The sequence below is a fragment of the Rhodococcus sp. USK10 genome, from assembly GCF_019378875.1.
GTDB lineage: Bacteria > Actinomycetota > Actinomycetes > Mycobacteriales > Mycobacteriaceae > Rhodococcus_F > Rhodococcus_F pseudokoreensis.
Window position 1 is genome coordinate 64,993 of sequence record NZ_CP076047.1, and the last position, 14,683, is coordinate 79,675.

Here is a 14,683-nt window from a genome sequence, read left to right on the forward strand (position 1 = left end):
GGTAGTTGCCCGGCTTGTTCGAATGCCGATTAACATCAAATGTAAAACCTGCGCCTGTTTAATGCTTGACTCCGGATAGGTGGCGAGACCAAAGTTCACATCAACGGTGAGGCACTTCACATCAACCCGGCGAAGTGTCGAACCACCGATCCACATGTTAAAGAAGAGAGAAACGCCGTGACGACCACAGTCCCCGACAACAACATTCACCGCGCGCACGCCGCCAACATTCTCAACGTCGCCGACCAGCTACTTTTCGCTCAGAAGCAAGCCGTCACTCACATCGAGGTCGAGATCACCGAAGACATCGATGACCTCCTCGGCACCCTCTCCCCCGAAGGCCCTTACGCCTACACCCTGACCGCAGAAGCAAAAGACGACGGTGAGTTCAGACAACCACTCATTGAGACCAGAGAAGACATCCGCACCTGCTACATCAACCTCCACGACACGACCGGACTCCGTGCCTGGCAATCGATCACGCAGTACCTCTCCACCTGGTACACATTCCACGCCGGCTGGGCCACAGTTGAAATGAAGGCCACCGGCGAACGTGTCGAGGTCGAATCACTGGTTCTCTTCCCCACCATGGGCGGTACCGGCATCACCGGCGAACTGTTCTGGCTCCGTGCCTCCCCGGGCGCCACACCAGGAGAGGGACAAACCTCCGCCGACGTCCGCCGCGCCATAACCAACGACCACGACGCCTATCTCGCCGCAGCCCTCGCCGGCGACATCGACGCCATGCTTGCCTTCACCACCCCTGGAGTGCAACTCGGAATCCGTAACTACCCAAGCGAAGTACCAGGAGCGATCGTCGAACTCGATGGTCGGGAGGCCGCAGAGGAGCACCTCCGCACCTTCTTCGCTACCTACACACCCGAAAGCATCGAGGTCATCCAGCGCCACGTTGAAGACTGGTACATCTTCGCCGAACTCCGCTGGACAGTCACCTCCGTCACCGATGGCACCCGCCTCACCTTTCTTACCGTCGACTACTCCGAAATTAATGCCGACCGCAAAATCGTCGCCCGCCTCGGACACGGAACCGAACCAATCGCACTCTGAAACGTCGACGGCGCACCCTGTTGTCCCAGGGGCGTTCTGGCTTATCCAGGGCCAGTCTGCTCCATGTGCGGACAACGGCGTGCGCGAAGCGCAGAAGGTGATGTTGGTGGTGAAAAGATGATGCCCCAAGTACGTCGATTTCGACGACGCGTCCGGGCCGATCGCCGTCGCGGTCCAGCCGCAGCTGGGTCCCTGATTCCTGTGTGGAGTGCGCGTTGGCTACGACGACGGCACGGAGGATGGCGGGCCCAGACTGCGGCCTGATCCGCACTTCATTGAGGCCGATGCCCCGCGAGTGAGCTGCCGCGAACGCGTGCGTGTGCCCGGTCCGGCAGGGCCGGGCACACCCACGCGTTCGACCAGAGTCGGCCCAGTCCCGACCGTGGCGTAGTCTAACCACACACACTTGAGGGGCGCGACCTGCGAAGTGATGCGCACCGCGTGGCGCAAGGTCGGGGCAATCGCGGAACAGGTGTGGTCCGACACCGCAGCCCGCCCATAACCTGCTGCTCGGGCTGCGGCGGATCAGAAGTCGGAGTCCCCCACAAACGCTCGTGAGATCTCCTACTTGGGCTGGACACAAGTATCTGATAGTCGTCGACCACAACTCCGGTCGGCTGGTGTGGGTGGCCGAGGTGCAAACCTATGCGGGCCCTTCGACCTGCTCGGGCACGAGCGCTGCGCGCTTACCCACGGCGCCGCACGCGGCCGGGGATCGCGTTGGCGGCCCGGTCCTACCGTGATGCGTGCTGCCGTGCATCGCATCCGGCCCTCTGGCGACATCATGTTTTCGGCACGATGCTGTGCTTCCGTGAGAGTTGTGGGCCTCCGTGAGAGTTGTGAATTCCATACCCGCCCAGTGGTTGTCGCGGACATACCGCACGGCGCGTTCGATGCGGGGGTACGAATTTCACCTGGTCGATCTGTCCCGGTCCGCATAGATCGACGAGTAGATCGGCAACGGCGACGACGTGACGTGAGGACGGCGAGCCTCACGTTCAGACCCGTTTCACACTTGTCGATCCGTAACTGTGTCAACGTTATGTGGCTGGTGCGGCCACTCCAAGTCGGAGGTACGACTGCGACCTTAGCGGTGAGTTTGTTCTGTAACCCATGCCGCGATCTGGGCCCGGGAGGTGAAGCCGAGTTTGGTGAGGACGTGTTCGACGTGTCCTTGCGCGGTTCGCGGTGATATCACCAGACGGTCCGCGATTTTCCGGTTCGTCAAGCCCTCCGCAACTAGTTCGGCGACCTGACGCTCCCGTTTGGTCAGATTGGTTGGCGCATCGGCCAATGGTTGCGGTGTCGAAGTAGTGCCGAGGGCATAAGCGATGGCTGCGTCGAGGTCGAGAAACCGACCCTTCCGTAGTCCATCCTCGAATCCCTGCAATCCCAATACATGTCGAACTGCTCGAATACAGTCCTCGTGGTGCACGGCTCGATTGGGGAACATAACAGATACGCAGCCGACCGAACGTGCCAACTCATCTGCAGCTCCCATGAGGACGGCGGCACGGCGAACGTCGTCGTTTGCGGTGATCCATGCCAGGAGCTCCAGGCAAGCCGCTGCGGTCATGCGATCAGAGAGCAGCTGAGACAGCTTGAGGCTCTGCCCCAGGAGGGACGTTGCCCCCAAACTGTCCCCTTGCATCCACACGGCCACGGCCATCGAGCACAGTGCCTGAGATCGGTACACGACCTCCCCGCACGACTCAGTTATAGCCCGCACCTGCTCGTAGCATTTCAAAGCTTGGGCTGGGTCACCGCGCAGTTCGTAGGCCACGCCGAGACCGTCCAACGCATCGATCTGGAGAGCCGGAGTGTCTCGAGTTCGAAATGCCTCGACTGCATCTTCCAGAATTGGGCATGCCTGGAGGAGATCGTTGCTGAAGAGCGCGAGGATCCCCGCTGCGAGATTGATGAGATCTTGCGCGAGCGGATCCTGCAAATGTGGGCCCAATCTGTGCCCCTCTGCCACCAAATCAGCTCCCCTTTCGAGGTCGCCTTGCACCACGGCCAACACGCTGTCAGCGAACAAGCCTTTCACCCGGCCCAGTGTCGGTGTTACAGCGTCGACGGACAGCAAGCGGTCGAGCCACCGGCGACCTTCGCCCACAGAGCCTCGTGCCAGCCAGAAGGGGTACAACGCCGCGGCCATCGTCAGTCCGGTTTCGGGATTGTCCGATACGCAGAACTCCATCGCCTCACGCAAGTTCGCTTGCTCCCGATCGAACTTGGCAATCCATTCGAGTTGCCGGGAGCTGATCCACTCCGCCTCACCGGAGAGTGCAAGCCGCATGTACCAGTCTCGATGCCGCCTGCGCAGGTCTTGATACTCGCCGGCATGTTGCGCCTGTTCCCTGCCGTAATCACGCAAGGTCTCCAGGAGCCGAAAACGCACGGCCGTTCCGTGCTCCTCCCGCACCAAGATGGACTTGTCCACCAAGGCGGTCACTAGGTCGAGTAGTTCCTCCGATGTCAGCCCCTCACCGCAAACCTGCTCCGCCGCCTCGAGGTCGACGCTCTCGACAAAAACCGACAGTCGGGACCAGACAAGTTGTTCGGCGGCGTTGCACAGGTCATAACTCCAGTCGATGCACAGCCGTAGTGTCTGTTGCCGTGATGGCGCACTCCGGCTACCTCGCGTGAGTAGGGCGAACCGGTCCGACAACCGCTGGAGAATTTGCTCGGGTGATAACACGCGCAGTCGAGCCGCCGCCAATTCGATGGGCAGGGGCAGCCCATCGAGGCGGTGACAGATCCGGGCCACTGCGGTGTAGTTGTCTTCGTTCAGGGTGAAGGTCGGCACCATGGTGGCGGCGCGCTCTACGAAGAGCGCTACCGCATCGACACGAGACAAGCCGCGGATCGCAGGTGGGTTAGGGTCAGGAACCGTCAGCGGAGGTACTCGCAGCACCGCCTCACCTCCGACACCGAGCGCCTCACGGCTGGTGGCCAGGATGCGTATGCGTGGACATGCCCGGAGCAGGGTAGCGGACAACCCGGCAACTGCGCCGACAGCTTGCTCGCAGTTGTCCAGCAACAACAACACCTCGCGGCTGGACAGGAACTCCACCAGGACGTCTTCGGTACGTCTCGCGGCCTGATCCCGCAGGCCGAATATTGCGGCGACCTTCTCAATTACCAGTGAGTAATCGACAGTTTCATCGAGCTCGACGAGCCAGGCACCGTCCGCGAAGCCCCGCTGTGCGCTCGCAGCGACCTTCAACGCTAACCGGGTCTTCCCCACTCCCCCGATTCCGGTCAACGTCACCAACCGAGAGGATCCCAGGAGGTTCTTAGCTTCAGACAGCTCACTGCGACGCCCGATGAAACTGGTGAGCTCAAGCGGCGAATCTCCCCGGATTCTGCTGGCCGTCCTCGGTCGATTTTCAGGTGGCGTCGGTGTTCGGCCTGGTGGTTTGGTGTCTGCTGGGTCATGAAGTGCCATCTCGCTCGCGGGATATCCGTGTCGCTGCTCGGCGTCGCGCAATTCTTCGCCGAGCGCGGCGGCGCTTGCCTGCCGGTCTTGGGGTGCGCGTGCCATCGCACGTTCTATGGCGGCAGTGACGTCATCGGGCAGACCCTGCTCCCGCAAACCCGGCGCGGGTTCGGTGGCTAACCTCAGAAACTGAGCCAGAACCTGCTCACCGCTGCGGCGTTCGAAGACGGCGTGACCGGTATACGCGCAAAAAAGAGTGGCTCCGAGACCATAGATGTCGGCGGCGGGGCTTGGTGCTTGTCCCGAGAGGACCTCGGGGGCAATGAATGCGGGTGAGCCTGTGATGACACCGGTTGCCGATTCAAACGCGCCTGCTATGCGCGCAATGCCGAAGTCCGTTAACGCAGGCTCTCCATAGTCGGTGCGCAGGATGTTCGCGGGCTTGACGTCCCGGTGCACGATCCCCAGCCTATGCGCGGTCTCGAGCGCACCGGCCAGTCTCACCCCGAGCCGAAGCACCTCCTCCAGCGGCAACGGCCCGTGACGGCGAATCCGATCGTCGAGCGAACCCTGCTCATGGTAAGGCATGACAATGAACGGTCGACCACCTTCGGTAACCCCGACCTGAAGGGCAGACACGATGTTGGGGTGCCCGGTCAACTGGCCCATCACCTGCTCTTCACGCAGAAACCGTCTCCAGTTCGGGTCGCCTACGTCGGCGGTGAGAACCTTCACCGCTACGGTGCGGTGGAGAACGGTCTGCACGCATCGGTACACAACTCCGAAACCACCACGACCGATCTCCGAAGCATCGCCGAACCCTGCGGACCTTAGGTCTGACGCGATATTCACCGCTCCATCCCTCTGCGTCCTGAGCGGGTCGTCTGCATCCATCACTTTGTCAACTTCACGGCACGCGATTCATGCATAGGAGTGAGCATGAACGTCACTGACTCCAGGTTATGCCTCACTGTTACGTCAAAGCTTCGTTATGGCGAACGGATCGGCACGGGGTCCCGCGGCCGGTTAGAGCGTGTCTGCCAAATATTGGCGGTTGGATGCTCGAGACTGTCCCTGTGTTGCGTGCCAACGAGATTTCCGATGCCCTGTGGGCTGTGATCGAACCCGTCCTTCCTTCTTTGGCGGGACGGAGGGGACGTCCATGGAACGATCATCGGTTGACGCTGGAGGGAATCGTCTGGCGATTCCGTATCGGGTCACCGTGGCGCGATCTGCCCGAATGCTTCGGCCCGTGGCAGTCGATCTGGGAGCGTCATCGCCGCTGGTCCGACGACGGCACCTACGTGCGGATGTTCGCCGCGGTACGGGCGGCAGCCCCCGAACGAGAAGGGCAGCTCGAACGTCTGTTGTCGATCGACTCGACCGTCGTCCGCGCCCACCAGCACGCCGCCGGCGCCCTGACCGATGCGCACACAGGGGGCTCGGTCGAATGACAAGAATCTGGCCAACGAACCCGCCGACCACGCACTCGGCCGCTCCCGGGGTGGGCTGAGCACCAAGATCCACGCCCTGACCGACACGTTCTGCTGCCCGCTGACGTTGCTGCTCTCGCCGGGTCAGGCGGGCGACAACCCGTACCTGGCGCCGCTGCTCGACGCGCATCGCGCTCACGACACCGAAAGGTTCCGGCTGCTGGCCGACAAGGCGTACTCGCACCCGAGCACTCGAAAGCATCTGCGGGAACGCCGAATCGCGCACACCATTCCCGAACGCCGTGACCAGATTCGACGTCGCAAGGCCAAGGGGCCGGACGGAGGTCGACCGCCTGCATTCGACAAGGACCTCTACCGCGAACGCAACACCGTCGAGCGTGGTTTCGGGCGTCTTAAGCAGTGGCGTGGCATCGCCACGCGTTACGACAAGTACGCCACCACCTTCCTCGGTGGCGTACTCCTTGGCGCGATTGTTATTCATCACCGTGTCCGCAAATAGCAGACACGCTCTAGGAACCGGGCGTCCAGTCTCTTGCCTGCGCCTATACCGCGCAACTCCGGCTGAGCGAGTCAGCGGGTCCAACGTCGATAGTCGAGCCACTGTGCCAACTCCCTCCTTGCTGCGGCGGCGGGTTGTGGCTACGGAAGCCGGTCCTGCACGGAATCAGACAAACGGGCGTCGGGACCGATTTGCCGTCTTCGGGCACCCTGCCATCAGCAAGGCCTTCGACTGAGCGATCGCGACCAAGTTCGATGCGTACACACCTGGTGCGGTCAATGACGCGAATCCGCACGCCCGGTGAGTACAGATTCCGCGCGATGGGGCTGAGCTGTACCGTGGGCAGCCCCTAGACGCTAGAAACATCCCAGGGCTGTCAGTCGTCAAGCAGCCGGGGTAGTGCGGCGGTGGTCCCAGGCAAGGTGTTCGTCGTAGTCGGTGTGGTGGCGGAGCAGCCGTGGAGGATGCCGACGAGGTGCCGGCGTCGGCGCCGCTGGTCGTACAGCTCGCGGGCGCCGGGGCTGGACGAGAATGCGCAGAACGCCCATTGATCGATGGCGTCGTAGAGGCACCGGCCCTCGGACGTGGCGGGCGAGCACCGCGCGTTCTTTGCCCGACGCGACCGTCAGCGGGGAGGTCCCGGCGTAGTTTCTACGAGACTTGCCGGTGGTGTAGCGATCAGGGACGTCCGAAGAACTCACCGAGCACCCGGGCGCCGAGTATCACACCAAGTCCTCGCAGGAAGCGGTAGGGGTCGGCGTCCGGATGTGCTTCAGAATGCTTGCGAGTTCCGCCTCGAGTCGAGTTCGGTGATCTGCCGGTTCAACTCGGTGATGGGGCCGACCGCTGCGCGGGTGGTGGCGGCGAACGCGGCGGAGACCGGTGGTGGGCGGCGAGCTGCTCACCGCGCAGCCCGGCCTGGATGTCGCGGGCCCGGGTGTCGAGGCCCGCCGGTGCCGACTTAGCCCTTTTGAGGGCGGAGCGGATCGCCGGCAGGGTCAGGTGTGTGGCCTCGGCGGGTGTCGGCGCGCGATCGAGCACGGCCATCGCGTCGCGGTCGTGCAGGTCGTCGAATACCTCCAGCGCGGCCGAGTAGTACTCGTGCAGCGCTGAGCGCAGTGCGTTGGTGTGCCGGGTGCGGGGGCAGATCAGGTTCTGGTGTTCGCGGGCGAGGACCCTTGATCGCCTCGGCGTTCGGGCTCTCGCCGGCGAGCGGCCGCTGGTTGTGCCGGTCGGTGCGCACCAGATCCGCGAGCAACTTGGCGTCGCCTGCGTCGGAATTCGCGCCGGAGACGTGGTGGCGGTCGCGGTAGCGGGCGCGCTGCGAGCGGGTTGACCGCGTACACCTGGTACCCGGCGGCCGTCAGCGCTTGCACCCACAGGCCACGGTCGGTTTCGATGCCAACGACTACTTGCCCTGGTTCTTCGGCGTGCTCGGCTACCAGTTCTTGCAGCGTGCGGATGCCGGCGAGCCCTTCCGGCAGCCGACGCGACAACAGCCGCCTTCCGTGTCATCCATCAAGTGCACGTCGCACAAGGTCTTCGGCCCGATCGTCTCCGACGAAGATCATCGATCATCCCTCCTTCGGTTCTCCTCTTCTGGATGAAACCTGTTTGAGCCCAGAGGCGCCCAGCGACGGCCTATTGATCAGTGCTCGTCGGCACGACACACCCCATCAGCGCTACAGGCGACCTCACCGACCGTTCGGGGCACGATCTAGCCCTAGGAATCAATCATCACTCCAGGCGGAAACAGTGCTCACCGGCCAGCGGTTCCAGTGATCAGCTTGCCGTGGACGGGCATTTACCTGTCGAAGGCTCGCTGATCTCCACTCCCTCGTGGACCTGCCGCCGACGCGCGCTGTGAAGTCGGGTTCGGCGCCCCAGCGCTGTGTCGTACGATTAGCCCGGGCGCGCTATCGGCATTCTCTCCGACGCGAATCCCGCCGCAGAAGCCATCGGGGCTGCCGACGGTGTCGAGTAGAGGAGGATGGAGCGGATACGCCGCCAACATCGCTGAGTGGCGAGCGACACGTGCTTTGCGGACAGATAACGAGTAACGTTCTGTCGGCGCCCGCCCAGACCTACTGGTCGGCCCGGCCCGGCCCGAAGCCGCTTCCGAGAACACCGAGCCGTCCTCGATGCGTTTGAGGGCACCGCCCAGGTCGTGGACTTGTCCTCCACTGCCAAGGGCAGCACGCTGGCGCACCTCATCGAGGTAGTTCCGTGCGACTATGTGAAACATCCTTGCGAGCTTTGGATGTCTCGATCAGACCCGGAGGCACTTCACGGTACTCAGAGAACTTGAGGCAGACATGACACCGTCCCATGATGCCCAGTCCCCGGTGGCCGACTCGGCACTTACCATTATTGACATGGCCGAACCACCCACTGACACATTGCCGGCTGACGACCCCAAGGGATTCGTCATCGAACGAGCGTCCGGCGAAAAAGTTGCGAGCCAAATTGCGCGAGCAATCGTCCGCGACATTGTGCAGCGGGGCCTCAGCGAGGGTGCCTCACTACCTCCCGAGCCCGCGATGCTGGAGCAGTACCGAGTCGGCCGCCCCACCTTGCGAGAGGCACTGCGGATCCTCGAGGTCAATGGCTTGATCACAATCAAGCCTGGGCGTAGCGGTGGCCCGAAGGTCAGGCGTAGCGACACCAGCAACCTAGCCAGCCAGTTGTCGCTGCATTTCATGTCTCGGCGAGTGACCTATGCGGACGTATCCTCGGCCCGCAGGTCAATTGAACCAACACTGGCACGACTGGCCGCCCTCAACGCCACCGAAGCCGAACGCCAGCAGCTTGCTGAGCTAATACACCGAACCGACCAGCCCTGGCCGAGAGGAAGCGATCTCCTAGCCGAGAGTCTAGCGTTCCACCGCCTGGTTGCAGTCATCAGCCACGAGCCCGTGCTTGGTCCCCTCAGCGTCTCACTTCAATTCATCCTTAATCCAAGGCGGTCCGAGCAGGAACACTCCCGAACATGGAAGCAGTTGACGAGCGAACATATACCACTGGGAGAAGCGATCATTCGTGGCGATGCTGAACAAGCCGAGCAGCTGATGGCTGAGCACATGAGCCACTACCCACCAGTCAAAGCACACGAGGAGATCCTCGACTGGCAGTAAGACAGAGGCGACGACGCCCAGCGCGCATTCTTCCGCGCTGGGCGCAATCTACTGCGACCATGCCACCCTGGTCACGGGATCGGAGAACCCTGCCAAGTTCGATTGACGCTTACCGCAACCCGTTCTACGCCACGTTGATACATCGCATTTGGCGGCCGGGGTCCATTTCGAGTCCGAGCTCCGGCACCTCGATTTTGCTCTCAGACGGAGCGGACGTGACCATATTCACCGCGCCTCCGAGCGGCTGTTCGGCTCCTGCGTCGAGCACGCCGGACCGAAATGCGGTTGCCTATCAGCGCGCCCGGCACGGATTCGGTCGTCGATGCCGGCGTCGTGGAGACCTTGGCATAGCCCACGGCGATGTTGACAAGGCGCCGTGAGCACCTTCGCTTACAATGCGGAAGGGCACCATGCGCAGGCACGTCGTTAGGGAACCGCGCCTGGATCACTGCATGTCCTGCAGCGCAAAGCACATCGATCGCCGCTGCAGTGGGGGTTTGCCGATGCCGGACGGCTCGAATAAGACGTCCGAACCTCGGTCGCCTGTTGCGAGCGGAAGCTACGAAGTGGTTCTCGCACAGACCATCTCGCCTCCGAAGACCCTGTCCTTGGTCACGTCGTGTTGCCGCGCGGCAGCGGGGTTAGAGCAACTCGCCGATTTCTCTGCCGACTTCCTCAGGGGTAACCATCGGCTCGAATCGACGGATGACTCCACCATCGCGGTCTATCAGAAACTTCGTGAAGTTCCATTTAACTTCGTCGGTACCGATCGACTCCGGTCGAGTCTTGCTCACGTGCTCGTAAAGAAATCCTCCGTCCGGAGCGAAGTCTCCCGGAGCCTGCGAGCGAAGATACTCATACAGGGGGTCGGCATTGTCGCCATTGACATCGACCTTTGCATAGACCGGGAACTTCACATCAAAGTTCGTGCGGCAGAAATCCTGAATAGCAGCGTCGGTCCCGGGCTCCTGGCCTCCGAACTGATTGCACGGGAACCCGACGATCTGAAGGCCACGGCCAGAATACTCTCGGTTCAAGGTCTCGAGCCCCTCGTATTGGGGGGTCAAACCGCACTTGCTCGCGACATTGACTATCAGCAGCAGCTTGCCGCGGTGCACGCGCAGATTCTCGATGGTGCCTTCAGCAGTGCGGACAGAATAGTCGTGGACATTCACGTTATCTCCAATGGTTCGTTTGGCTCCGAGCCAAGCCGTCGGGTTCGACGACCAAAGTGGAACGAAAGCAGTCCACGTACTCGGCTGACTGACCTCACGCCGGGTCTCGAGACTGGCCAACCACCCAGCCCCTGCCACCTTCGGAGCCGGGTGGTTGATCGATCCAGTGTGCGGTCAGAGTTGGACTTGTTCGGTTCCGTGGCCGATGCGTGCGATGGTCTTGTGGTCGGGGCCGATCTCGGCGTAATCGGCGGTGAGAAACGTCGAGCGGCTGCCGTCCGCGACAGAGGTTAGAATCCAACGCAGCTCGGCGAACACGTACCATTCTTCGACGTGCCGCTGGACGACATCGATACGTTCGATCGTGTACGCGGCGAAGAACTTTCGGAGGTAGTCCGCAGCCGCGGCACTGCCATCGAGTTCCACCATCGAGCCGGGTGTGTCGCTGAGGTAGTCCCGGACGCCGATCTGCGCGTCGGTGGCCGTCGTCGCGAGCATCGCGTCGACGTCACCGGCCCGAGCGGCGTCGAGGTACGCGTCGTGGTCGTTCAGCAGTTCCTGACGCAGTTCGCCGACGGACTGACCCTCCCGCCGGTCGCCGCCGGTGGTTGCGCGAAGCCAGAACAGTTCTCCCGTGATGCCAGTGGTGCCCATGGTCGGGAAAAGAACAAGTGACTCGACGTCGGACCGTTGTCCATCGGTCTTCGATTCCACCTGGGCCCATCCCGCGTGGAAGTTGTACCAGGTCGAGAGGAACTGGGTCGTCGAGGTCCACTTGCGCAGCCCGACCGCGTCGTGGAGATCGACGTACGACTCGCGGATCCCGTCCCTACTCTGGACGAGACGCTGCCGAATCTTTCCGTCCTCGAGAGTCTCCGCCATCAGGGTGTAGGCGTACGGACCCTCCTCCGCCAAGGTTCCGATGATGTTGTCGATATCCTCGGTGATCTCGATGGCGATGTGATGATCGGACTGCTGCTGCGCGAAAAGCATCTGCTCAGCTACGCGAAGCTGATCGGCGGCTGCGGCCAAACGGCCACCCCGGACAACAGTGCTGGTCATAGGAAACTACTTTCTCTCTTCAGTCGAGCTCACGCCCGACCGGCATCGGAAGGCCGGCCCCATGGTTAGTGTGAACTGGATCACCGGCATCATGCACTCTCGTCGCAAGCGGGCCGATTGTCAAGCATCGACGCCGCCACGCATTGGCCGAAACATACTCCCGCACAGCAGTATTCCAACCCAGGCAGCCGGGCTCTAGCCGAATTGGACTGGGCGTATTGGTTGCCGACATTCACGAGTCGCGAGCTCCTACGCCGCCTAGCGGTAGTCATGACAGGTATCCGATTTCACGCATCCGATCGCACTGTAGAAGCCCTTGCATGGGGGTACCATCCTGTGCGGCATTGCTCGCACTGACCGCCGAATCCTTTGCCTCACCGCGCAACCGGACACCGCCCCACTACACGATGAGCAGTGGATTTACAGGGCTGCCACTGCCTCCGGAGATCATCAGTGGCGCGATGACAAGCATTCCGACCTTCGCCTCAGCACTGATCGCATCTTGCAAGTTGAGGCCCTCAACAAAGGTAATACCGTGTTGGACAAGCATTTTACGATGAAGTTCGATGAAGGAACTCTGCTGAGACATAACTTCGACGGCGAGGTTGTCGGCACCAACGGCCGCAACGTCACGGTCGATCAGCAAGTCGCCTCCACATGGCCCGAGCCCAGGTTGCACGGCGAGGTCCACTTTCGCGCCCTTCGCAGTTTCTTCGAAGAAGTAGCGCATCCAGCCGGTGTGCAGGAGCACGATGTCCCCCATTCCGATTGACGATTCCTGCCGCTTCTCGGCCTGAACAATCATCTCCGCAGTGACGGGGGTTCCCGGTTCGAGGTAGCGCAAGCCTTGGCTGGCTGGAATGTCGAGGAGCACTGCACGGCCGACTATTCCGCCGACCTTGTCGATACCGCAACGAGATGCGCCGCCCGCAACTGTGAACGATTCGCTCGCGAACCCGTTGTAGATCTTGCCGTCGTCAAAAACGTGGGCGAGCGCGTCGATGTGGGTGCCATTGTGCATCGGGCTGATCAACAAGTCGGCATTCGCCCCCGCACCAGCAGGAGCACCCGACTCGGCCCACTGGTCCGCGTCTTGGGCGTTATAGAGGGTGAGTCGCTGCGTGGCACCTCGGCGCTCGAAGAACGGCACCCCGTCCCGTCGAACAGGCAATCCGAGCGGGAAGACCCGACCGTGACTGATCGAACCGATCGAGGCGAGGATCCGCTCCGGGGTCAGTAGGTTGAGGGCTCCGCGTTCGTCTTCCTCGCCCCAACGCCCCCAGGCTGTTGAGCCTGTGCCCTCAGGGCCCATCCTTTACCTCCTCGATCGGTCGAATAGCGCACCAATATGCCTCACAGCTACCGGCGTATGCAGTACAAAATACTTCCTGTGCGGGCTATAAATAGAGGCCTATTTGAGAGCTTGATTGACCTCTAGTCGACGCCGGACGCAAGATCACATAGACCGCATCCCGTGGCCGTTTGTAAGAATCGCCAGTTGCGTGCGCTTCGAGAAGGCATGCACAGCGGCAGCGCCACAACATCAGCGGCTTGCCGAATTGCGACGTCACACTGTGCACAGGTGCGTGATTCAGCGTCGACATCGAAGTAGAGGAGAGTTCCATGTCATCGAGCACGCTCGAGAGCGGTACAGCACGCGAGGCGTCCGCGCCGCCACGCAGTGGGTCGTTTGCCGAGAAGGCACACCAGCTCGCACCGATCATCGAGAGCGCCGCGGACGAGATCGAACGTACGGGGACGATCTCGCCAGAGGTCGTCGACGCGCTCCGCAGCGACGGGCTGTTGTGGGCGGCACTTCCGCCGAGCGAGGGTGGAACCGGAAATATCCTTGACTATGTTGAGGTCACCGAGGCGATCTCGTTCGCGGACGCGTCCACCGGGTGGATCACGATGGCATCGTCGGTCGCGGCCTACCTGATGACTGGCTACATGCCGGCAGAGGGGCCGAGGGAGATGTTCGGTGGCTCGATGAAGGGCATTCCGATTGGCCACGCGTTCCCCGGCGGCATGGGAGTTCGCGTGGAGGGAGGTTATCGCGTAACCGGCCAGTGGCCGTTCGCGAGTGGGTGTACCCACGCCGATTGGTTCGGTGTCGGATTCGCCGTAGTCGACGATGCCGGCGACCCCGTGTTGGACGCGAATGGGAAGAAGATCACCAGATTCGGTGCTGCAGATCGTGGCGCCGTCACCATTCTTCCCAACTGGGATGTCACTGGGTTGAAGGGCACCGGCAGTCATGACATGCGTGTGGAGGATGTGTTCATTCCCGACCGTCGTGTCATGGATGCGTACTCGATCGATCCCGTTCGTAGCGAGGGCATCTTCCTCATCGGCAAGGACGCGTTCGCTGTCGCCGGCCACGCGGCGGTCGCACTTGGAGTCATGCGTAGGGCGCTCCGAGAGGTTGCTGTTATTACCCGCGGGAAGCCACGGCGGGGGTATCCCGTGCCGGTCGACGAATATCCCGTGTTCCAGTTCGAGTTCGCCAAAGCGGACGCTGCGTACCAAAGCGCTCGCGCCTATCTCGTCACGACCTGCACTGAGGCACAGCGACAGGCAACGGAGGATCTGCACCTCACCGACGAGATCCGGGTTCGGATGCAGCACTCTGCCACCCACGCGCACCATGCACTAGAGCAGGTCATCTCATTTGCGCGCATCTGGGCAGCGAGCCAGGCGTTCCGAAACCCGAGCGCTCTGGGTAGGACGGTCCGCGATGCCAACGTGGTAACCCAGCATCTCCTCATCGACAACATCACCGCCGTCGATGCCGGAAGGTCCCTGATCCGTACGTGGCAGGACCTGTGAGCGTCCCAAGAACGTGGAGG

General features: G+C 62.2%; 7 protein-coding genes and 2 pseudogenes. 4 read left to right on the plus strand and 5 right to left on the minus strand.

Going from position 1 to position 14,683, the window contains the following annotated elements:
* Nucleotides 1-177: 177 nt before the first annotated feature.
* Nucleotides 178-1,068, plus strand: a complete 891-nt coding sequence (locus tag I1A62_RS00895; RefSeq protein ID WP_219453507.1) for a nuclear transport factor 2 family protein — start codon at nt 178-180, stop codon at nt 1,066-1,068.
* Nucleotides 1,069-2,155: 1,087 nt separating this feature from the next.
* Here I1A62_RS00895 and I1A62_RS00900 read toward each other — a convergent pair.
* Nucleotides 2,156-5,404, minus strand: a complete 3,249-nt coding sequence (locus I1A62_RS00900; protein WP_219453508.1) for a protein kinase — start codon at nt 5,402-5,404, stop codon at nt 2,156-2,158.
* Nucleotides 5,405-5,586: 182 nt separating this feature from the next.
* Between I1A62_RS00900 and I1A62_RS00905 the strand changes: the two are divergent.
* Nucleotides 5,587-6,463: pseudogene (locus tag I1A62_RS00905) on the plus strand (IS5 family transposase).
* Nucleotides 6,464-6,846: 383 nt separating this feature from the next.
* On the opposite strand, the pseudogene I1A62_RS00910 reads toward I1A62_RS00905, so the two are convergent.
* A pseudogene (locus tag I1A62_RS00910) lies at nt 6,847-8,034 on the minus strand (transposase).
* Between the two features lie 804 nt (nt 8,035-8,838).
* Between I1A62_RS00910 and I1A62_RS00915 the strand changes: the two are divergent.
* The gene (locus I1A62_RS00915; RefSeq protein ID WP_219453509.1) at nt 8,839-9,597 is read left to right on the plus strand and encodes a FadR/GntR family transcriptional regulator; all 759 of its coding nucleotides are present in this window, start codon (nt 8,839-8,841) and stop codon (nt 9,595-9,597) included.
* A 641-nt stretch (nt 9,598-10,238) separates the two neighbouring features.
* On the opposite strand, the gene I1A62_RS00920 is transcribed toward I1A62_RS00915, so the two are convergent.
* From I1A62_RS00920 to I1A62_RS00930, 3 genes are all read right to left on the minus strand, one after another.
* On the minus strand, nt 10,239-10,772 hold the full coding sequence (locus I1A62_RS00920; protein WP_219453510.1) for a glutathione peroxidase: 534 nt from the start codon (nt 10,770-10,772) through the stop codon (nt 10,239-10,241).
* 174 nt (nt 10,773-10,946) lie between these two features.
* The gene (locus tag I1A62_RS00925; protein WP_219453511.1) at nt 10,947-11,834 is read right to left on the minus strand and encodes a nuclear transport factor 2 family protein; all 888 of its coding nucleotides are present in this window, start codon (nt 11,832-11,834) and stop codon (nt 10,947-10,949) included.
* Nucleotides 11,835-12,234: 400 nt separating this feature from the next.
* Nucleotides 12,235-13,146 (minus strand): cyclase family protein, encoded by a 912-nt coding sequence (locus tag I1A62_RS00930; protein ID WP_219453512.1) that lies wholly within the window; start codon nt 13,144-13,146, stop codon nt 12,235-12,237.
* A gap of 311 nt (nt 13,147-13,457) precedes the next feature.
* Between I1A62_RS00930 and I1A62_RS00935 the strand changes: the two genes are divergently transcribed.
* The gene (locus I1A62_RS00935; protein ID WP_219453513.1) at nt 13,458-14,663 is read left to right on the plus strand and encodes an acyl-CoA dehydrogenase family protein; all 1,206 of its coding nucleotides are present in this window, start codon (nt 13,458-13,460) and stop codon (nt 14,661-14,663) included.
* Nucleotides 14,664-14,683: the final 20 nt, after the last annotated feature.

Coding starts and splice junctions, on each gene's coding strand:
- I1A62_RS00900 (WP_219453508.1), bottom strand. CDS start 5,404: ATGGATGCAGACGACCCGCTCAGGACGCAGAGGGATGGAGCGGTGAAT.
- I1A62_RS00930 (WP_219453512.1), bottom strand. CDS start 13,146: ATGGGCCCTGAGGGCACAGGCTCAACAGCCTGGGGGCGTTGGGGCGAG.
- I1A62_RS00915 (WP_219453509.1), top strand. CDS start 8,839: ATGGCCGAACCACCCACTGACACATTGCCGGCTGACGACCCCAAGGGA.
- I1A62_RS00935 (WP_219453513.1), top strand. CDS start 13,458: ATGTCATCGAGCACGCTCGAGAGCGGTACAGCACGCGAGGCGTCCGCG.
- I1A62_RS00925 (WP_219453511.1), bottom strand. CDS start 11,834: ATGACCAGCACTGTTGTCCGGGGTGGCCGTTTGGCCGCAGCCGCCGAT.